Origin of the sequence: Nitratireductor alexandrii (assembly GCF_004000215.1) — a bacterium.
Classification (GTDB): domain Bacteria; phylum Pseudomonadota; class Alphaproteobacteria; order Rhizobiales; family Rhizobiaceae; genus Mangrovimarina; species Mangrovimarina alexandrii.
This window is the reverse complement of sequence record NZ_RBVY01000001.1, coordinates 204485-224693: the sequence shown is the minus strand read 5'-3', so window position 1 is coordinate 224693 and position 20209 is coordinate 204485. Positions and strand designations below refer to the sequence as shown.

Below are 20209 nucleotides of genomic sequence, written 5' to 3'. Positions count from 1 at the left end.
GGCGCGCTCAGACGGTGCGATGGCGCACCACCGCCGCGCGTTCGATCGCCGCTGCCGTCAGCGTGTCGACGCCGAGCTGCGCGCGCAGCAATTGCAGGATGCGAAGCTCCTCCGGTCGGACATGCAGATCGGCCGCCGCGATCTCCACCGCGATGGCGTAGGCGGTGTCGTGCAGGCGCACCGGCACCGCTTCCACGATCGAGGCGAGGATGGCGTTGAGCGCGCCCTCCTGCTGAAGAACCGCCTGGCTCTTCTTGGCCACGTCCAGCAACGCGTCGGGGTCGAAGCTGGCGAACACCGGCATGGTGCGCACGACACTGCCCATCTTGGCCAGTTCGCGGTCGGTCATGTTGCTGTCGGACGCCGACACCACCACCATGATGTGGATCAGGGCTTCCTGCACGCTTTCTGGCTTGATCACCGCAAAACTCCGTCCGGCAAGGTCGGGTGCAAAGTAGAAAGCCGTATGCTGCACTGCAAGGAAAAATATGCCCCGCAATTGACGCTGTCAGCCGCCGGCTCTAGAGCCTGTGCGACCCCCTCACCGCAGGACTGGCTCCAGTTGGGCGCCCGAACGGAAGAAAGACATGTCAGACAAAGCCGCGATCGCGATCGATCTTGCTCCCGACCTCGTTGCGGAAGCCACAAAAAGCAAAGCCTGGCCGTTCGAGGAAGCCCGCAAGGTCATCGCACGCTACGAAAAGTCCGGCTTTCCCGACACGGTGCTGTTTGAGACCGGCTACGGTCCTTCCGGCCTGCCGCATATCGGCACGTTCGGCGAGGTCGCGCGCACGACGATGGTGCGCCATGCCTTCCGCGTCCTGACCGGGGACAAGGTCAAGACCCGGCTGCTGTGCTTTTCCGACGACATGGACGGGATGCGCAAGATCCCCGACAACGTGCCCGATCCCAAGGCGCTGGAGCCGCATCTGCACAAACCGCTGACCGTCGTGCCCAACCCGTTCGGCGGCGACCACGCGAGCTTCGGCCATCACAACAACGCCATGCTGCGCCGGTTCCTCGATACGTTCGGCTTCGACTACGATTTCGCCAGCGCGACCGACTATTACAAGACCGGCCGCTTCGACGCCGTGCTGCTGCTGGTGGCCGAGCGCTACCAGGCGATCATGGACATCATGCTGCCGACACTCGGCGAGGAGCGCCGCGCGACCTATTCGCCGTTTTTGCCGATTTCGCGCAAGACCGGGCGCGTGCTCTACGTGCCGATGAAGGCCGTCAATGCCGATGCCGGCACGATCACCTATGTCGACGAGGACGGCGAGGAAGTCACGCACGGCATCACCGGCGGCCAGGTCAAGTTGCAGTGGAAGCCGGATTTCGGCGCGCGCTGGGCCGCGCTCGGCGTCGATTTCGAGATGTTCGGCAAGGATCACGGCCCGAACATGCCGGTCTATGACCGTATCTGCGCGGCACTGGACGGCCGCCCGCCCGAGCACTTCGTCTACGAGCTCTTTCTCGACGAGAACGGCGAGAAGATCTCCAAGTCGAAAGGCAACGGACTGACCATCGACGAGTGGCTGACCTACGCCCCGACCGAGAGCCTGGCGCTCTACATGTTCCAGAAGCCGAAGACCGCCAAGCGGCTTTATTTCGACGTCATTCCGCGCGCCGTCGACGAATATTACCAGTTCCTGTCGGCCTATCCGCGCCAGGACTGGGCGGCGCGCCTGTCGAACCCGGTCTGGCATATTCACAGCGGCGCGCCGCCGGCGATCGACATGCCGGTACCGTTTGCCATGCTGCTCAACCTGGTCAGCGCCTCCAACGCCCACGACACGGCCGTGCTGTGGGGCTACATCTCCCGCTACGCGCCCGGCGTGACGCCGCAAACCCATCCCGAACTCGACCGGCTGGTCGGCTACGCGATCCGTTATTTCGACGATTTCGTGAAGCCGGCGAAAACGTTCCGCGCGCCGGACGCGGTCGAGCGCGCGGCGCTGGTCGGCATGGCCGACAAGCTCGCCACGCTGCCGCCGGACGCCGACAGCGCGACGATCCAGAACGCGCTTCTGGACGTGGCGCGCGGCATCGAGCGTTACCAGGACCACACAAAAACCAGCCCGAGCGGCGGGCCCGGCGTGTCGGGTGCGTTTTTCCAGATGATCTATCAGGTGCTGATCGGCCAGGAGCGCGGCCCGCGCTTCGGCTCGTTCGTCGCCCTTTACGGCATCGAGGAAACCCGCGCGATGATCGCGCGTACCCTGGCCTCAGCCGCCGAGGCCTGAGGCCGCCTCGCCGGCCGGCAGGATGGAGACCGGCGGCGCTTCCGCGGCCGGTGCCGGGTTGCCGCGCCCCTGGGCGAACAGGCCGCGCCTGTTGTCGATCGCCCTGCGCTGGGCGTCGGCGTAGGGGCCATGTCCGGCCGCCATCGCCCAGCCGTTCTCGACCAGCCAGGCGCCCAGATCGCGCGTGCCAAGCCGGCACGTGGCCCGACGCACCGCGCCGTCCCCCTCGCCGACCGGATCGCAGGCCACGGTGCGCCCGCGCAGGAAACCGCGCAACGCGGTGCGGGCGCGCATGCCGCAAGGCCAATCGCTGCCGTCCCGGCCCCGGCACCGGCGCTCGGGCTCGACGATGTCGATGCCGGCAAGCACCACCGTCACGCCCCCCGCCTCAAGCCGGCCGGCGGCCGTGACCAGCGGGCGCGCCAGCGTCCAGTCGGTCTGCCCGGCCAGCGGCCCGGGCGGACGGGCCGGACCGATCTCGCTCAGCGGGGCGCGCGGCGCGACGCGCTCGATCTCTTCCGGATCGACCGCCGGCGGCGCGACGACGTCGGGCGCGATCGTGCGCGCGGGGGCCGTCTGCGACTGGGCGGAAACGGCCGGCACGGACCCCAGCAACAGGCCGAGCAGGGAGACGAAACGAAGGACCCGCATCGACCCGCTACTGGCTCGCCCACACGATCCGCGCGATCCACTCGATCTCGCCGACCGCCAGGGTGCGGTCTTCATGGTCCGGGTTGAGGGAGCGCAACTCGACCTGACGCGTCGTCTGGCGGGCCAGAACCTTGGCCATGACCTCGCCGGCGACGGTCTTGACCACCACGCGGTCGCCGCGCCTGACGCTGGCCCCCGGCTCGACGATCAGCACGTCACCGTCGCGATAAAGCGGCAGCATGGAATCGCCCTGGACGCCGAGCGCATAGGCGCCCTCGCGCGCACCGGCCGGGATGTCGACCAGGTCCCAGCCCTGCCCGGCGGGAAAGCCGGCATCGTCGAAGAACCCGCCGGCGCCGGCCTGGGCGAAACCGAGCAGCGGCACGGTCGAGCGCTGCACCGGCAGCGCGTCCTGCACATCGCTCCGCCCACGGCCGACCAGGGCCGCGAACTCGTCCATCGTGGCCCCGGTCGCCTCCATGATCTTGGCAAGCGATTCGGTCGACGGCCAGCGCGGACGGCCGTCGGCGGAACTGCGCTTGGACTTGTTGAAGGCCGTCGAATCCAGGCCTGCCCGCTTGGCCAGGCCGGACACCGACAGCGAATAACGCTCGGCCAGCGCGTCGATCGCAGCCCACACGCGTTCATGCGAGAGCATGATGCATTCCTCGCGGAAACACAGGAAAAAATACCTTTTGCGGCGTTTTAATGCCCCGCGCCGCCGCTGTCCAGTGCCAGTGCCGCAACAGCCCGCGGCCGGCCGTCGCCGACCGGCCCGGCGCCCGAAGGCGCGGAGGGGTCAGCCCGCGGTAAACGGCGCCCGTCCCGTCTCCAGCGCCAGCGCCAGGTCCTCGATCCGATCCTGGCCCCAGAACACTTCCCCGTTCAACACATAGGCGGGCACGCCGATCGCGTCGGCGGCGACGGCATCGGCCGTGTTTTGCATGCGCTCGGCCTTGACCGCCTCGCCCTGAGCGGCGTTCAGCACGTCGGCGGAGTCGTGCCCCTCGGCATCCAGATAGCGCGCGAGCGTGTCGGCGTCGGCGACGTTTTCATCGTTCGCCCAGACACCGGCAAAGACGCGCCCCATGAAGCCGGTCGGGTCGGCCTGACGCTGAAGCAGCGCGATCACCACATGGTCGGCGAGTGCCGGATCGGCTGGAAAAAACTTCGGCTTCAGATTGATCGGCAGGTCGCGCCGGAACGCCGCGCGCTGCAGCTCGAGCAGGCGATATCGCTGGCGGGTGGGCGAGCGTTGGGCCAGCGGCACCGAGCCCGAAACCTCCCACAGGCCGGGAAGCAGAACCGGCTTGTAGTGGATGGAGGCGCCATGTTTCTTGACCAGGTCGACCATGGCCTGGTGGCCGAGATAGACATAGGGCGACACGGCGGTGAAATAATAGTCGATGACGGCGGACATGGCTGGCTGCTCTCCGGGGTTTGACCCGGCACAGTAGTGGGCGCGCGCGGGCCGGGAAAGCCCACGGCGTTCACATTCGCGGGGGGCCCTGCCCTCCCGCCTCCCCGGGCGCCAGGACCGCTTAGCGCAGCGATTTGGCGAGCGCCCGCAGGCGTCCGTGCGAGCCCATGAATTCGGCTTCCGCGGGATTGGGCGCACGCGGTCTCACCCGCGCACCGAGCGCCTCGACGACCTCGTCGATCGCCAGGAAACGCCGGTTGGGGGAATCGTAAACGCCCGCCGTCGTCATGATCAGCGCCGCCGTCTCGCCGTTTTCGAGCACGAAGCGGTGGCGCCCGATCACCTGGGTGCCCTCCCAGGTCTCGATCGAGGACAAAACGTCGAACCGCCGCCACAGCCTGATCTCGCGCACATAGACCGACTGCACGCCGCCCATCATGGGCGCCCATTTATTGCTCCGCGCCAGCCCCAAAAGCCCGGCGCGCAGGAACAAGTCGATGCGGCCGAGATCGGCCAGCATCATGTAGCGCGCATTGTTCAAGTGGATATTGGAATCGATATCGGACGGCAGGCAGCGGAAAGAGAGCCTGCTTTCCTCGCCGAGGCGGTACGCGCCGCGCGATTTGGAGGTCAGCGCGACCCGCAACAATCGTCCCCACACATACATGGAATGCTCCTTTCCTCCTCCCCATCGACGGGAAGAAGGGCCCCGAAGGGGCGCAAGGAGGACCGGCAGCGCGCCGGTCCTCCCTTTTGCTTTGCTTATCCTTTCCGCGCCCGCGACGCGGCAGCAGAGTCGTCCTCAGGCCGCCTTTTGCCGGCGATCCGCGTAAGGGTCGAAACGCTGGTAGAAGCTTTCATCCTTGGCGGCCATGTCGACCAGCACTTTCGGCGCCTTGAACTGCGGGCCGTATTTCTTCTGCAGCTGCTTGGCGAGCTTGACGAACGCGGCCGAGCCCATGCCGTCGATATAAGACAGCGCCCCGCCGGTATAGGGCGCGAAGCCGAAGGCCAGGATCGAGCCGACATCGGCCTCGCGCGGATCGGTGACGATGCCCTCGCCCATCACCCGCGCGGCTTCGAGCGCGATGGTGACGAGGAAGCGCTTTTTGAGCACCTCGACGTCGATCTCCTCCGGCGCCTTCTGCGGATAGAGATCCTTGAGCCCCGGCCACAGGTGCTTTTTCGCCGGCTTGGCCGGGTAGTCGTAAAAGCCCTTGCCGTTCTTGCGGCCGTGGCGGCCATGGGTGTCGACCATGGTGTTGATCAGCGCGAACTGCTCCTGGTCGACCGCCTTTTCGCCGAGATCGCGGATCGTCTGTTTCATGATCTTCTGGGCGAGATCGATCGCGGTCTCGTCGGTCAGCGCCAGCGGGCCGACCGGCATGCCGGCCATCTTGGCGGCGTTTTCGATCATCGGTGCCGGCACGCCCTCGATCAGCATCTGATAGGCTTCCGACATGTAGCGCAGCACGCAGCGATTGACGTAGAAGCCGCGCGTGTCGTTGACCACGATCGGCGTCTTGCGGATCGCACGCACATAGTCGATCGCCACCGCCAGCGCCTCGTCGCCGGTCTTCTTGCCCAGAATGATCTCGACCAGCATCATGCGGTCGACCGGCGAGAAGAAATGGATGCCGATGAAGTTCTTCGGCCGCTTGGAGTTCTTGGCCAGGCCGGTGATCGGGATCGTGGAAGTGTTGGAGGCGAAGGTCGCCGAGGCGGCAAGAACGGCCTCCGATTTCTCGGTGACGCCCTTCTTGATGTCGGAATCCTCGAACACCGCCTCGATCACCAGCTCGCAGCCGTCGAGCTGGCCGTAATCGTCGCTCGGGGTGATCAGCGACAGCAGCTTTTCCTTGTCCTCGGCCGTGGCGCGGCCCTTCTTGATCAACCCGTCCATCAGGCCGGCGGAATGGTCCCTGCCCTTTTCGGCCGACGGCATGTCGCGGTCGAGGAGCACGACCGGAATGCCGGCCTTGGCGGTGACATAGGCAATGCCGGCGCCCATGAAGCCGGCGCCGATCACGCCGATCTTGGTGAACTTGGTCGGGGCCACGCCCTCGGGACGGCGCGCGCCCTTGTTGAGTTCCTGCAGCGACACGAACAGCGAGCGTATCATCATCGCCGCCTCGGTGGTCTGCAGGATTTCGGTGAAATAGCGCTGCTCGATGGTCAGCCCGGTCTCGAAGGGCACCAAAAGCCCCTCATAGACGCATTTCAGGACCGCCGCGGCGGCCGGATAGTTGTTGTAGGTCTCGCGGCGCAGGATGGCGATCGCCGGCGGCCACAGATTGGCGCCCGCGGCCGAATAGACCGGCCCGCCCGGCAGCTTGAAGCCCTTCTCGTCCCAGGGTTGGACCGGCTTGAGCCCGTTCCTGATCATCGCCTTGGCGGCGTCGACCAGCTTGGCCGGCTCGGCGATCTCGTGGATCAGGTTCATGCCCTTGGCCTTTTTCGGCGACAAGGCAGCACCCGTGGTCAGCATCTGCAAAGCCTGCTGGCCGTCGGTCAGGCGCGGCACGCGCTGGGTGCCGCCGGCGCCCGGGAAAAGACCGACCTTGACCTCGGGCAGGCCCATCTTGACCTTGTCGCCGTCGGCCGCGACCCGGCCGTGGCAGGCGAGCGACAATTCGAATGCCCCGCCCATGCAGGTGCCGTTGATCGCCGAGACCCAGGGCTTGCCGCAGGTCTCGATCTTGCGGAACAGCCAGCTCATGCGCCCGGCGCCCTCAAACAGCATCTTGATCGCCGCTTCGTGGTCGCGGGCCTCCTCCTGCTGGAAGACCTTCAGCATCTTCTGCAGCATGGTCAGGTCGGCGCCGCCGGAAAAGGCTTCCTTGCCGGAGGTGATCACCACGCCCTTGACCGCCTCGTCGGCGACGATCTGGTCGGTGATGCGGTCGAGTTCGTCCATCACCTCCTCGGTGAAGACGTTCATCGAGCGGTCGGGCATGTCCCAGGTGACGAGTGCGATGCCGTCGCTGTCGGTTTCGACCGTGAAATTCGTGTAGGCCATGTTAGGATTTCTCCCTTTCGAAATCTCTGTGCGTCGCAGGTGGCGCGGGCTTGTCGCCGGAGGGGCCGGGGCGGCGATTTCGACCGGTTTGCCCGCCGCTTCGCCCGTTCGACCCTCCCGGCGCCCGTTGCCTCCCCTTTCGGAGAGGACCGAGGCCGTCACACCCGCTCGATGATGGTCGCCGTGCCCATGCCGGCGCCGATGCACAAGGTCACCAGAGCCGTGTTGAGGTCGCGCCGCTCGAGCTCGTCGAGCACCGTGCCGAAGATCATCGCGCCGGTCGCGCCGAGCGGATGACCCATGGCGATCGCCCCGCCATTGACGTTGATCTTGTCGTGCGGGATGTCGAAGGCCTGCATGTAGCGCAGCACCACCGAGGCGAAGGCCTCGTTGAGCTCGAACAGATCGATGTCGTCGATCGTCATCTTCGCCTTCTTCAAGAGTTTCTCGGTGACGTCGACCGGCCCGGTGAGCATGATCGCCGGTTCCGAACCGATATTGGTGAAGGCCCTGATCCTGGCGCGCGGCGTCAGGCCCATGGTCTTGCCGGCCTTCTTGGAGCCGAGCAGGACGGCCGCCGAGCCGTCGACGATGCCCGACGAATTGCCGGCGTGGTGAACGTGGTTGACGCCTTCGATCTCGGGGTAACGCTGCACGGCGACGGCATCGAAGCCGCCCATCTCGCCCGGCATGACGAAGGAGGGGTTGAGCGAGGCCAGCGACTGCATGTCGGTGCCCGGCCGCATGTGTTCGTCGTGGTCGAGAATGGTCAGCCCGTTCTGGTCCTTGATCACGATCACGGAGTCCTTAAAGCGACCGTCCTTCCAGGCGGCGTCGGCGCGCTTCTGGCTCTCGACCGCGTAGGCGTCGACGTCGTCGCGCGAAAAGCCGTATTTGGTGGCGATCAGGTCGGCCGACACGCCCTGCGGCATGAAATAGGACGGCAGGCCCACGGACGGGTCCATGAACCAGGCACCGCCCGACATGCCCATGCCGACGCGGCTCATCGATTCCACGCCGCCGGCGATCACGATTTCGTCGGAGCCGCCGGCGATCTTGGCCGCGCCGAAATTGATCGCGTCGAGGCCGGACGCGCAGAAACGCGAGATCTGCATGCCCGGCGCCTCGGTCGCGTAGCCGGCCTCGAAGGCCGCCGCGCGCGGGATCACCGAGCCGGCCTCGCCGACCGGATCGACGCAGCCGAAAATGATGTCGTCGACCTTGGACGTGTCGAGCCCGTTGCGGTCGCGCACCGCCTCCAGCGTGCGGGCGGCCAGGCGCACGGCCGGCACCTCGTGCAGGGATCCGTCCTTCTTGCCGCGGCCGCGCGGCGTCCTCACGGCGTCGTAGACATATGCATCAGCCATTGGATGTCTCCTTTTTCTGGCGGGTGCGCCCGAGGGCGGCCGCGCAGGGGTCGCGTCTTTGGTTCAGTCATTGCCCGGACGGCATCAGCGCCTCGGGCGCCTGCCAGCCGGGAAGTTTCTTCAGCCTGTGCAGCCAGCGGTCGATGGCGGGATAGTCGCTCCAGTCCGCGCCGATCTGCTCGGGCCAATAGAGATAGCCGCACAGCGACAGATCGGCGATCGTCGGCCGGTCGGCGGCAACCCAGTCACGACCGCGCAGATGGGTTTCCAGGACGTTCCAGGCGTCCTTGGCGCGGGCATAGATGAATTCGGCGGTCGGATCGCCGGCCTTGCCGCGGAAATGGCGCATGAAACGCTCCGTCGCGGTGTAGCTGGTCAGTTTGTGGTTGTCGAACAGCACCCAACGCAGAATCTCGAACTCCTCGGCCTCGGTCTCGTGGCCGAATTTTTCGAAATGACGCGCCAGATAGATAAGGATCGCGCCCGATTGCGACAGCGTGAAATCGCCGTCGGCGCGGTGATGGACCAGAACCGGCGCCTCGCCCATGACGTTGAGGGCGCGATAGTCCGCGCCGCGGGTCTCGCCCTTGAAGAAGCCGATGCCCCTGGGCTGCCAGTCGGCGCCGCACATCTCCAGCATCAGCGCGGCCTTGTAGGCGTTGCCGCTCTCGGCGAAGCAATGCAGGGTGAACTCGCTCATGCCGGGTTTGCCTCCGCTCGGCTGGCGCCGATCGGCGTCAGCTTGGTGCTGGACACCGCCCGCGCGGCCAGAACGCCGTCCTTGTCGAACAGCTCCGCCTCGACGAAGGCGACGTTGCGGCCGGCCCTGACGATACGCGCCTCGACCTCGGTGCGGCCATAGGCGACCGGACGGAAAAAGTGGGTGTGGATGTCGATCGAGGCCTGGGCGTTCTTCATGTCCATGCTGATGAAGGCGTTGAAGCCCATCGCGTCGTCCATCATGGCGACCAGGAAACCGCCCTGGATCACACCGCCGAAATTGATCACGTCGCGCGGCGGATCGAACGAGACCCTGAGGGTGGCGGCCTCGCGGTCCCAGGACACCACATCCATGCCCAGCCAGCGGGCGGTGGCCGGCGCCTGGTCGGCGGAAAAGCCCGGTACGATCGCCGCGCCCATCTTCAAAGGCTCCTGCCGATCAAAAGCTTCATGATCTCGTTGGTGCCGCCATAGATGCGCTGCACGCGCGCGTCACGATACATGCGCGCGATCGGGTATTCGTTCATGTAGCCGTAGCCGCCATGAAGCTGCAGACATTCGTCCACGACCTTGCCCTGCAGGTCGGAGAGCCAGTATTTGGCCATCGACGCCGTCACCGGATCGAGCCCGCCATCGACATGGCGGGCGACGCAATCATTGTAGAAGACGCGGCCGATCGTGACCTCGGTCTTCAACTCGGCCAGCTTGAACTGCGTGTTCTGGAAGTCAATCACCTTGCGGCCGAACGCGCCGCGTTCCTTGACGTAGTCGATGGTCAGCGCCAGCGCGCGCTCGGCCATGGCGATCGCCGTGCCGCCGATCTGCAGGCGCTCCTGCGGCAATTGCTGCATGAGCTGGACAAAACCCTGGCCTTCCTCGTGGCCGAGCAGGTTGGCGGTCGGCACGCGCATATCGTTGAAGAACAGCTCGGACGTGTCGTTCGACTTCAGGCCGATCTTGTCGAGGTTGCGGCCGCGCTCGAACCCCTCGACCTCGTCGGTCTCGACCACGATCAGCGACGTTCCCTTGGCGCCCTTTTCGGGATCCGTCTTGGCGACGACGATGATCAGATTGGCGAGCTGGCCGTTGGTGATGAAGGTCTTCGAACCGTTGATGCGATAGTGGTTGCCGTCCTTTTCGGCGCGCGTCTTGACGCCCTGCAGGTCGGAGCCCGCGCCCGGCTCGGTCATGGCGATGGCGCCGATCAGCTCGCCGCTCGCCATCTTCGGCAGCCATTTCTTCTTCTGCTCGTCCGAGCCGTAATGGGCGATATAGGGGGCGACGATCGAATTGTGCAGCGCGATGCCGAAGCCGTCGACGCCGACATGGCTGATCGCTTCGATGATCGCGCTTTCATGGGCGTAGCTGCCGCCCGCCCCGCCGTATTCTTCCGGCATGGAGGCGCACAACAGGCCGTTGGCGCCGGCCTTTTCCCAGCTTGCGCGATCGACGATCTCGGCCTTTTCGAACGCCTCGTAATGCGGCGCGATCTCGGCCTGGAGGTATTTGGTCGCCATGTCGTAAAGCATGGTGACCTCCTCGTCCGCCCAGGCGGGCTTTGGAAGAGCGAGGACGGTTGCCGGATCGGTGGCCATGGACGTCTCCTCTTTGGTTATTGCCTATAGCAAAGTCGTTCAAGTCTGAACAGAGTAGATCGCCGCCGACGGTCAGAAAGCCTCCGCATCGAGCGCCATCATGGAGTCCGCACCGGCCGAGATGCGGGCGAGATGGGCAGCCGTTTCGGGCATGACGCGCTCCATGAAATAGCGCGCCGTCACCAACTTGTTCTCGCAGAACGCCGTCGCGCCGTCGGCGCCCGCGGCGATCTTGTCCTGCGCGGCCTTGGCCATCAACCCCCACATGTAGCCGAGGGCGACCAGCCCGAACAGATGCATGTAGTCGCTCGAGGCAGCGCCCGCATTGTCGGGCTTCTGCATGGCGTTCTGCATCAGCCACATGGTGGCCGCCTGCAGATCGTTCAAGCCCTTTTTCAGCGCCTTGGTCAGTGGCGCCATCTGCTCGTCGGAACGGTTTTCCTCGCAGAAATCGCCGACCTCCTTGAAGAAGGCCTGGACGGCGCGGCCGCCGTTCTGCGGCAGCTTGCGGCCGACCAGGTCGAGCGCCTGGATGCCGTTTGCGCCCTCGTAGATCATGGTGATGCGGGCATCGCGCACGAACTGGCTCATGCCGTGCTCTTCGATATAGCCGTGCCCGCCGAAGACCTGCTGGGCCATGACGGCATGCTCGAAGCCCTTGTCGGTCAGCACGCCCTTGATGACCGGCGTCATCAGGCCCATGTGATCGTCGGCCGCCTGGCGTTCCTTTTCGTCGCCCGAGCGGTGCGCCACGTCCGATTTCAGCGCCGTCCACAACACCAGCGCGCGACCGGCCTCGTTGATCGCCCTCATCGTCATCAGGTTACGGCGGATGTCGGGATGGACGATGATCGGATCGGCCTTCTTGTCCTTGGCCTTGGCCCCGGACAGGGCGCGGCCCTGGATCCGCTCGCGGGCATAGGCGGCCGCGTTCTGATAGGCGATCTCGGAAACCGACAGGCCCTGCATGCCGACACCGAGGCGGGCCTCGTTCATCATCACGAACATCGCCTTGAGGCCGCCATTCTCCTCGCCGATCAGATAACCCGTCGCCTCGTCGTAGTTCATCACGCAGGTCGAATTGCCGTGAATGCCCATCTTTTCCTCGATGGAGCCGCAGGCGACGGCGTTGCGCTCGCCGGCATTGCCGTCGGCGTCGAGCTTGAATTTGGGCACGATGAACAAGGAAATGCCCTTCACCCCTTCCGGCGCGCCCTCGATGCGGGCCAGCACCAGATGGATGATGTTTTCGGCCATGTCGTGCTCGCCGGCCGAGATGAAGATCTTCTGACCGGAAATCTTGTAGGCCCCGTCACCGTCGGGAACCGCCTTGGTGCGCAGCAGGCCCAGATCGGTACCGCAATGCGGTTCGGTCAGGTTCATGGTCCCCGTCCACAGGCCCTCGACCATCTTCGGCACATAGGTCTGCTTCTGCTCGTCGGAACCGTGGACCAGGATCGCGGCGATGGCGCCCTGGGTGAGGCCCGGATACATCATCAGCGCCATATTGGCCGACGACATATATTCGCCGACGGCCGAATGCACCGTGTAGGGCAGGCCCTGGCCGCCATAATCGGCCGGCGTGGCCAGGCCCATCCAGCCGCCCTCGCGATACTGGTCGTAGGCGTCCTTGAAGCCCTCCGGCGTCTTGACCGAGCCGTCCTCGGCGCGCACGCAGCCCTGTTCGTCGCCGACGCGGTTCAGCGGATGCATAACGTTTTCGGCCAGCTTGGCGCCCTCGGCGAGGATCGCCTCGAGAACGTCAGGCGTGGCGTCGGAAAATCCGGGAAGATTGGAATAGCGCTCGTAACCGAGCACATCCTTCAGAACGAACAGCGTGTCTTCGACGGGCGCGCGATAGGTCGGCATGATTTCCTCCGGCAAAAGCTGACCGCGCGCCGACAGGCCGGCGCGCGGCACCGATTTCGGAGACAAGCCGTATCAAACTTTGACGTTTGCGTAAACGTCAATTTTTGCTGCCACGTCGAAATGTGCTCGCGCGCGCCTTACGAGGCGGCGGCCGCGACGGCGCGCTGCGCGAGCCTGTCGCGGACGACGTCGGCGGCGGTCTCGAGCTGGTCGATCGCCTCGCTGATCGCCGCGCGCTGCCTGTGAAGGCGTGCGAGCTGCTTTTCCGACTTTTCCAGCGTCACCCTGAGCTGCTTCACATTGCTGCCCGAGGGATCGTGGAGATCGAGCATCTGTTTGATCTCGCGCAGCGAGAAGCCGACCTGGCGGCCGAGCAGGATCAGCTTCAGACGCGCGCTTTCGCGCCGCGAATAAAGCCGCACGCTGCCGTCGCGACGCGGGCTCAGCAAGCCCTTGGCCTCGTAGAAACGCAGTGTGCGCAACGACACGCCGAATGTCTTGGCGAGATCGCCGATCCGCGCGTAGCCGTCCCGGGGTTCGGCGAACGCCTCGGCGGCGTTGGCCATCGCTTCGATGGCTGAGACAGTCTTCATCATTCAATGGTTCCAAAAAAGCGTGTCAGCGGCGACGGCGTCAAACGCATCGCGCGCCGAACGGTCCTGTCAGGTCTATCGCTGGTTCGGCCGTACGGTCGCGAATCACGACATCGACGACCCGATTGTGCAGTGCACCTAATACGCCGATGCGGAATTTCAACTCAAGTTTGACGACAAACTGTTTCAATCCACGACCGGAGCGCCCGCATTGCCGGCAAATCGGGGGCCGGTCAGCACTTTGGTAAGCTTGGTTAACGCCTTGTTTACCACGTGTGGGGAATTGTTCGGCTGTCGATTTTCCGTGGTTATTCTGTTTCGCGTTCTTCACGGCGATGCGCACCGGGGTTGAAGGCACATTGCCCGCGCAGATGGCCCGCAAGCGGCCAGGCCTTGTGTCCAGCCCGTTGGTGCACCCTGTCATGACACGGGCACCCGCCCGTGACGCCGAACTCGAACGGACGTCTTGATGAGCAGCCATCGTTCCTATCTCGAGTCCCTCAATGTCGGGCGCCAAAGGCGGCCTCGCACGTCGATCGAGGACCTCAATCAAACACTCGACGATCTCGAGAGCCGCTTCGGCATGCCGCGCAGCGGCGCGGCCGAACGCGGCCCGCAGACCGAAGGCATCGACGCGCGTTCGCGCCGGGACCGGCGTCTGGCCTCCGGAACGTCGCTGGAACGGACCTTTTCCGGCGACGAACCCCGCCGCCAACGCCCGGCGGGCGGCAACGACCCGGTACGGCCCTATCCCTGGGAGCGGTCGCAGACACGGTTCGAGGACGATCATCGCGACGACGGCGCGCACCGGGCCCTGGCCGGCGACCTGAAGGCGCTGCGCCGGGAACTGCATGAGCAGATCGCCAGCGACCTGAGCCAGGAATTTAGCGCGCTGCGCCGCAAGATCGACGGCGTCGCCGCCCAGCGCGGCCCGCACGCCGACGGACAGGCTCTGCATGCCGAGCTGGAACGCCTCTCCGAAACGATCCAGTCGCTCGCCGAACGCAGCGACGACCGCGGCATCGGCCTGCTGCGGCTCGAGCTGGAGCAGGTGCGCCAATCGCTCTCGGAACTGGCGCGCGAGGACACGGTCCGGTCGCTCGACCGTCGATGGGAGAAATTGCAGGACCGCGCGGCCGGCGGCGTGCCCGATCCCGAAATCCGCGCCCTGTCCGACCGGCTCGAGCAGATCAGCGCGGCGGTCGGCAACCTGCCCGATTCGATGTCGCTGCACTCGCTGGAAGACAAGGTGCGTTCGCTCGCCACGGCACTGGAACATTTCGCCGCCCAGACCGGGCAGCCCGATTCCGGCCTGATCGACAAGCTCGAGGACCGGCTCGATGAGATTTCGCGCGCGATCGCGGCATCGGCCGGCAGCCCGTCCGTCGACCACGCGCCCCTGGATCGTATCGAGGCGCGGATCTCCGCGCTCGCCGAACTGCTTGAGGATGTCGCCAGCGAAGCACCCGGCGACAAGCTGCTGCAGCGCATGGACGTGCTGTCTAGGCGCGTGGAGGACCTTGCCGGCCGCGTCGCGATGCCCGAACAGGCGATCGAGCACCTGACTGCCCAGGTCGCCAACATCGCCGCCAAGCTGGACCGCGGCGGCGGCCAGGCCGGCGCGCAGGATATCGTCGACAGCCTGGAGCGGCGCCTGTCGGAAATGGCGGCGTTCATCGAGGAGCGGCAGGGCCACTCGCAGGCCGAGAGCAAGGCGCTGTTCAGGGAGTTCGACCGTCGGTTGGAGGACCTGCACGCGCAGATGGCCGACCAGGGCGCGGTAGCGCCGGCCGCCGATCCCGAATTGCTGCGCGCCCTCGACGAGAAGTTCGCCGACCTGAGCGACCGTATCGACAGCCAGACCGCTGTGCAGCCGCAACTCGCGGCCGACCTGGAACGCCGGCTGACGGAAATCTCCGAACGCCTCGACCTGTCGAGCCAGCGCAGCTCCGACATCGATTCCGATCTCATTCGCAGCCTAGAAAGCCAGGTTGCCGATCTGACCGCGCATCTGTCCCGGCCGACGAAGCCGAGCGACGATCTCGGAACGCTGTCGCCACGCCTCGACGACATCGAACGCTCCTTGAGCGAGCAGCGCGACATGATCGTCGCAGCGGCGCGCGAAGCGGCCGAAAACGCCGTGCGTTCGCTCGATACGGCCGGCATCGCCGACGAAGACGCGACCCTGCTTGCCGGTGACCTGAAGGCCCTTGAAGGCTTGATGCGCAAATCCGACGAACGCAACTCGCGCACCTTCGAGGCCATCCACGACACGCTTTTGAAAGTGGTCGACCGGCTCGGCACTCTGGAAACCAGGCAAAGCCAGCCGGCCGATAAGGCCAAGATTCCAGTGGCAAGCGCCCCGTCGATCGCACCCGAAGACGTCGGACCGGCCCTGGAGCCGAGGCTGCCCGAGCCCGCCCTTGCCGGCGATTTCACCCCCGAACCGCCTGTCGGCAGCCGCTCGCCGGCAGAGGCCGCCGCCGCTGCCGCAAAGGCGGCGCTCAGCGCGGTCGACGCCGACAAGGCCGCCCCCGAACCGGTCAAGACATCGATGCTGGGCGGGTTGGCGCGCGCTCTGACAAGCAAGAGGGGCACCGACAAGCCCGACACGCCGCGCAAGGACAAGGCCGAGCCGAGCCTGTCGGCGGCGCCGGAGACGACCGAGCCCGTCGCCCCCGAAGCCGTGGATCGTCCGCTCGAACCCGGCTCGGGCGCGCCCAACCTGAACGCGATCATGAAACGCGTCAGGACCGAACGGGCCCAGGCGGCGGCGTCCGGCGGCGACCCCGGCGCTGCCAAGGCCGATTTCATCGCCGCCGCCCGGCGCGCCGCCCAAGCGGCCGCCGCCGAGGCCGATTCCTTCAAGCGTGGCTCCGACAAGGGCAAGAAATCGCGCAAGTTGAGCCCCGGCGAGTTCCTGCGCGCCAAGCGCAAGCCGATCCTGATGGCGGCGGCGGCGATCATGATGGCACTGGCCGGCCTGCAGCTCGGCAAGGCCTTTATCGGCGGATCGCAGGACATCGCGGGCGGCGACATCGAGGCGCCCGTCGAGCAACCCTTGATCGCCAGCGCGCCGATGCTCGACGCCGAAGAGACCCCGGTGGACGAGACCCGGACCGAGCCCGTGCGCATGATCGGCGAGCCGGCCGACATGGCGCAGGCGGCGGACGCCGAAGCGGAGGCGCGAACTGCGGAAAATGCCGAAATCGACGCGCCGGCGCCGGACACGGACATGGCGCGGCCCGAGCCGACAATGGCGGACGACGCCGAAATCGCGGCCGAGCCGGTTGCGGAGCCGAGTGATGCGGCGGCCACGCGCGCCGCGCCGATACCGGACGAGGCCGGACCGCTGCCGCTGCGCGAGGCCGCGCAGGACGGCGATCCGCGCGCCATGTTCGAAATCGGCAACCGTTACCAGCAGGGCCGCGGCACCGACACCGACATGGCGCAGGCCGCGCAGTGGTACGAGCGTTCGGCGGAGCTGGGATTGGCGCCGGCGCAATACCGGATCGGCAATCTTTACGAAAAAGGCGTCGGCGTGGCGCGCGACCTCGCCAAGGCCAAGACCTGGTACCAGTTGGCCGCCGACCAGGGCAATGCCAGCGCCATGCACAATCTGGCGGTGCTGTTCGCCATGGGCGGCGACGGGCCGCGCGACAATGATTCGGCGGCGCGCTGGTTCATGAAAGCGGCCGAACTCGGCGTCAAGGACAGCCAGTTCAACCTCGGCATCCTGGCCGCCAAGGGACTCGGCGTGCCGCAGAGCCTGGAAGAATCCTACAAATGGTTCGCGCTCGTCGCGGAGGCCGGCGACAAGGACGCCGCGGTCAAGCGCGACGAAGTCGCCAAGGCGCTGCGGCCGGAGCAGCTCGCCAAGGCGCGCGCTGCGACCGAATTGTGGAAGCCCAAGCCGGTCGTCGAGGAGGCCAATACGGTCGACATCCCCGAATCCTGGCGCGAGAGCGAGACTGTCACCGCCGCCGTCGACGTCAAGCAGGCGATCCGCGCGGTCCAGGACATCCTCAACAAGCGCGGTTTCAACGCCGGTCCGGCGGACGGGATCATGGGCGCCAAAACACAGAGCGCAATCGCCGCCTACCAGGCCGAACAGGGCATGGAGCCGACCGGGCAGATCAACGAGGCGCTGGTGCGCTCGCTGCTCGAGCAGGACTGAGCCGCCCGATCGTCCGGCCGTTTTCGGCGCCATCGAAATGCCTCCAGGCTCGTGCCGTCTCCCAAGACGGCACGATTTGCCGTTTCGGCCGGCGCGGCGTTTGACATGGCCTCAATGTCGGCGCAAGAACACCTTAAGCTTCCTACGATAATGTAAGAGCCAAATCAGGCTCTTGTCTCAGGTAGATCGGTCGAGTTCGTCGCGTGGGCATCTATCTCCCCATCGCTGAAATGTCAGTCAATATCTTCGTGCTCCTGGCGATGGGCGCGGCGGTGGGCTTCTTGTCCGGTCTGTTCGGCGTCGGCGGCGGGTTTCTGATCACGCCGCTTCTGATCTTTTACAACATCCCCCCCGCGATCGCGGTCGCCACCGGCGCCAATCAGGTCGTGGCCTCATCCTTTTCCGGTGCGCTGGCGCATTTCAAGCGCGGCACGCTGGACATCAAGCTGGGGACGGTGCTGCTTGCCGGCGGCATCGTCGGCTCGACCCTGGGCATCTACGTGTTTTCGCTGCTGCGGCAGATGGGACAGCTCGACCTGTTCGTATCGCTGCTGTACGTCATCCTGCTCGGCACGGTCGGCGGCATGATGTTCGTGGAAAGCGTCAACGCCATCCGTAACGCACGGCGCGGGGTCAATCCGAGCCTGAAAAGGCCCGGTCAGCACAACTGGATCCATCGTCTGCCGCTGAAGATGCGCTTTCGCGCCTCGAAACTGTTCGTCAGCATCATCCCCGTCCTGGTGCTCGGCGCGGCGATCGGCTTTCTGGCCTCGATCATGGGCGTGGGCGGCGGCTTCATCATGGTGCCGGCGATGATCTATCTGTTGAAGGTGCCGACCAACGTCGTCATCGGCACGTCGCTGTTCCAGATCGTGGTCGTGTCGGCCTACACCACCATCGTCCACGCCACCACCAACCAGACGGTCGACATCATTCTGGCCATGGCGCTGATGGTCGGCGGCGTGGCCGGCGCGCAGTACGGCGCCAAGGCGGGGCAGAAGCTGCGCGGCGAGCAGCTGCGCGCCCTGCTTGCCTCGCTGGTGCTCGCCGTCGCCCTCAGGCTGGCCTACGATCTGTTCGTGCGTCCGCCCAATCTCTACTCGCTGTCGGCGCTGGGGGCGCTGTGATGCGCGTGCGCGGCCCGACCCTTCCCGCCGTGACGGTGCTGTCGCTCCTCCTGGCGGTCGCCTGCGCACGCGCGCAGGGGCCGGTGCCGCGTGCCGACCCGGAACCGCCGGCGAATGCCGAAAGCATCCAGATCGGCCTGTCGACGGACAGGATTTCGATCACCTCGGATTTCTCCGGCGCCGATCTGACGATCTTCGGCGCGCTCGACAATGCCGATCCGCTGATCAACAGGCAGGGCCGCTACGACGTCATCGTCGTGCTGGAAGGACCGGCCCGCCCGGTCATGGTCAGGCGCAAGCAGCGCATTCTCGGCGTGTGGATGAACACCCAGTCCGAGGTGTTCGTAAATGTGCCGGTGTCCTATTCGGTCGCCACGACGCGGGTTCCCCAGGACATCACCGATCCGATCAACTATCGCCAGCTCGCGCTCGGCGCCGACAACATCTACATCGAACCGCTCGACAAGGACCTCGACACGGCCACCATCAAGGAATTCGAAACCGCGCTGCGGCAGCTCAAGAAAACCACCGGCCTTTATTCGGAGCGCATCGGCGGCGTGCAGTTCCTCACGCAGAGCCTGTTCCGCGCGACGCTGACGCTCGCCCCCAACGTGCCGGTAGGCACCCACAAGGCGCGCGCCTTCCTGTTCCGCAACGGCATCTTCATCAAGGAAAACTCCGCCCAGCTCGTCATCGTCAAAGCCGGCTTCGAGCAGAGCGTGTTCCGCTTCGCGCACGAATACAGCCTGTTCTACGGAATTTTCGCGTCCGTTCTGGCCGTGTTCACCGGCTGGCTGGGGCGCATCATCTTCCGGCGCGACTGACGTTCGCCCGACATGAGGCCAGAGCCTGCGATGTCCGATCCAGACGACCAGCAGCCGGCACCGTCGCTCCGCATTTTCCGCTTCCTTTCGGCGCTCGCGCTGGCGCCGTTCGTCGTGCTCGCCCTGTGGCTGGCCGGAATTGCCGACGACCACCCCTGGCGCGGCGCGACCGTCGATCTTCTGAAAGCCTATGCGGCGCTGACCCTGTGTTTCGTCGGCGGGGCGCGCTGGGGCATCGCCGACGGGGGCGTCGCGACCGCACCGCGCGATCTGGCGGCCGGCCTCCTGGCACTGTTCGTCGGCTGGGCGCTTTTTTTCGTTCCCATGCCCTATGGCTTCGCGCTGTTTGCGGTCGCCTTTGCCGCGCAGGGTGCCTGGAACGCGGTCGCCGCGCCTGACGGCGGCGCGACCGCCCGCTTCGCCCGTTCCCGCCTTTTCGCGACCGTCGTGATCGTCGGCGCGATGATCCTCGCCTTTCTGACCACGGCCTAGAAGCGTTTCCAGGCGAGGTGGACGCCGGTTCGCCGTTCGGAAACGCGTTAAAACAATAGGGTGGAGCCGGTCTGTGAAACCGTGAAAAGCAGAACGACTCCAGAAGCGC

18 protein-coding genes are annotated in these 20209 nt (G+C 66.1%); 5 read left to right on the top strand and 13 right to left on the bottom strand.

Annotated features, from left to right (window positions below):
• Positions 1-7: 7 nt before the first annotated feature.
• Positions 8-421 carry a tellurite resistance TerB family protein gene (locus tag EP380_RS01070; protein WP_106572272.1) on the bottom strand — a complete coding sequence of 138 codons (414 nt, stop codon included), beginning with the start codon at positions 419-421 and terminating at the stop codon, positions 8-10.
• A 166-nt stretch (positions 422-587) separates the two neighbouring features.
• On the opposite strand from EP380_RS01070, the gene EP380_RS01065 reads away from it, so the two are divergent.
• The gene (locus EP380_RS01065) at positions 588-2246 is read left to right on the top strand and encodes a lysine--tRNA ligase (RefSeq protein ID WP_127595684.1); all 1659 of its coding nucleotides are present in this window, start codon (positions 588-590) and stop codon (positions 2244-2246) included.
• Here the strand turns inward: EP380_RS01065 and EP380_RS01060 are convergent.
• The 12 genes from EP380_RS01060 to EP380_RS01005 form a co-directional block, all read right to left on the bottom strand.
• Complete coding sequence (locus EP380_RS01060; RefSeq protein ID WP_127595681.1) at positions 2229-2897, bottom strand: thermonuclease family protein; 669 nt, start codon at positions 2895-2897, stop codon at positions 2229-2231. The genes EP380_RS01065 and EP380_RS01060 overlap by 18 nt on opposite strands.
• 7 nt (positions 2898-2904) lie before the next feature.
• Positions 2905-3555, bottom strand: a complete 651-nt coding sequence (locus EP380_RS01055; protein ID WP_127595678.1) for a S24 family peptidase — start codon at positions 3553-3555, stop codon at positions 2905-2907.
• A 141-nt stretch (positions 3556-3696) separates the two neighbouring features.
• Positions 3697-4317, bottom strand: a complete 621-nt coding sequence (locus EP380_RS01050) for a 2-hydroxychromene-2-carboxylate isomerase (RefSeq protein WP_127595675.1) — start codon at positions 4315-4317, stop codon at positions 3697-3699.
• 121 nt (positions 4318-4438) lie between these two features.
• Positions 4439-4984: a thioesterase family protein gene (locus tag EP380_RS01045; protein WP_106572122.1), complete on the bottom strand. Its 546-nt coding sequence runs from the start codon at positions 4982-4984 to the stop codon at positions 4439-4441.
• A gap of 135 nt (positions 4985-5119) precedes the next feature.
• Positions 5120-7336: a 3-hydroxyacyl-CoA dehydrogenase NAD-binding domain-containing protein gene (locus EP380_RS01040; RefSeq protein WP_127595672.1), complete on the bottom strand. Its 2217-nt coding sequence runs from the start codon at positions 7334-7336 to the stop codon at positions 5120-5122.
• 158 nt (positions 7337-7494) lie between these two features.
• Positions 7495-8703, bottom strand: coding sequence for an acetyl-CoA C-acetyltransferase (locus EP380_RS01035; protein WP_127595669.1), 1209 nt, complete (start codon positions 8701-8703; stop codon positions 7495-7497).
• A gap of 67 nt (positions 8704-8770) precedes the next feature.
• On the bottom strand, positions 8771-9403 hold the full coding sequence (locus tag EP380_RS01030) for a glutathione S-transferase family protein (protein ID WP_106572119.1): 633 nt from the start codon (positions 9401-9403) through the stop codon (positions 8771-8773).
• Positions 9400-9843, bottom strand: coding sequence for a PaaI family thioesterase (locus EP380_RS01025; RefSeq protein ID WP_106572118.1), 444 nt, complete (start codon positions 9841-9843; stop codon positions 9400-9402). The genes EP380_RS01030 and EP380_RS01025 overlap by 4 nt, the downstream gene beginning before the upstream one ends.
• Before the next feature lie 2 nt (positions 9844-9845).
• Positions 9846-11018 (bottom strand): acyl-CoA dehydrogenase family protein, encoded by a 1173-nt coding sequence (locus EP380_RS01020; RefSeq protein WP_127595666.1) that lies wholly within the window; start codon positions 11016-11018, stop codon positions 9846-9848.
• A gap of 72 nt (positions 11019-11090) precedes the next feature.
• Entirely contained in the window at positions 11091-12887 is a 1797-nt protein-coding gene (locus EP380_RS01015) for an acyl-CoA dehydrogenase C-terminal domain-containing protein (RefSeq protein WP_106572271.1), read from the bottom strand.
• Positions 12888-13024: 137 nt separating this feature from the next.
• Positions 13025-13480, bottom strand: a complete 456-nt coding sequence (locus EP380_RS01010; protein WP_127596741.1) for a MerR family transcriptional regulator — start codon at positions 13478-13480, stop codon at positions 13025-13027.
• A gap of 40 nt (positions 13481-13520) precedes the next feature.
• Positions 13521-13904, bottom strand: a complete 384-nt coding sequence (locus EP380_RS01005; protein ID WP_127595662.1) for a hypothetical protein — start codon at positions 13902-13904, stop codon at positions 13521-13523.
• Positions 13905-13949: 45 nt separating this feature from the next.
• On the opposite strand from EP380_RS01005, the gene EP380_RS01000 reads away from it, so the two are divergent.
• From EP380_RS01000 to EP380_RS00985, 4 genes are all read left to right on the top strand, one after another.
• On the top strand, positions 13950-17657 hold the full coding sequence (locus tag EP380_RS01000) for a peptidoglycan-binding protein (protein WP_127595659.1): 3708 nt from the start codon (positions 13950-13952) through the stop codon (positions 17655-17657).
• A gap of 203 nt (positions 17658-17860) precedes the next feature.
• Positions 17861-18784, top strand: coding sequence for a sulfite exporter TauE/SafE family protein (locus EP380_RS00995; RefSeq protein ID WP_106572114.1), 924 nt, complete (start codon positions 17861-17863; stop codon positions 18782-18784).
• Entirely contained in the window at positions 18784-19608 is an 825-nt protein-coding gene (locus EP380_RS00990; RefSeq protein ID WP_106572113.1) for a TIGR02186 family protein, read from the top strand. The genes EP380_RS00995 and EP380_RS00990 overlap by 1 nt, the downstream gene beginning before the upstream one ends.
• 30 nt (positions 19609-19638) lie before the next feature.
• Positions 19639-20100: a DUF3429 domain-containing protein gene (locus EP380_RS00985; protein ID WP_164749715.1), complete on the top strand. Its 462-nt coding sequence runs from the start codon at positions 19639-19641 to the stop codon at positions 20098-20100.
• The last annotated feature ends 109 nt before the right edge of the window (positions 20101-20209 follow it).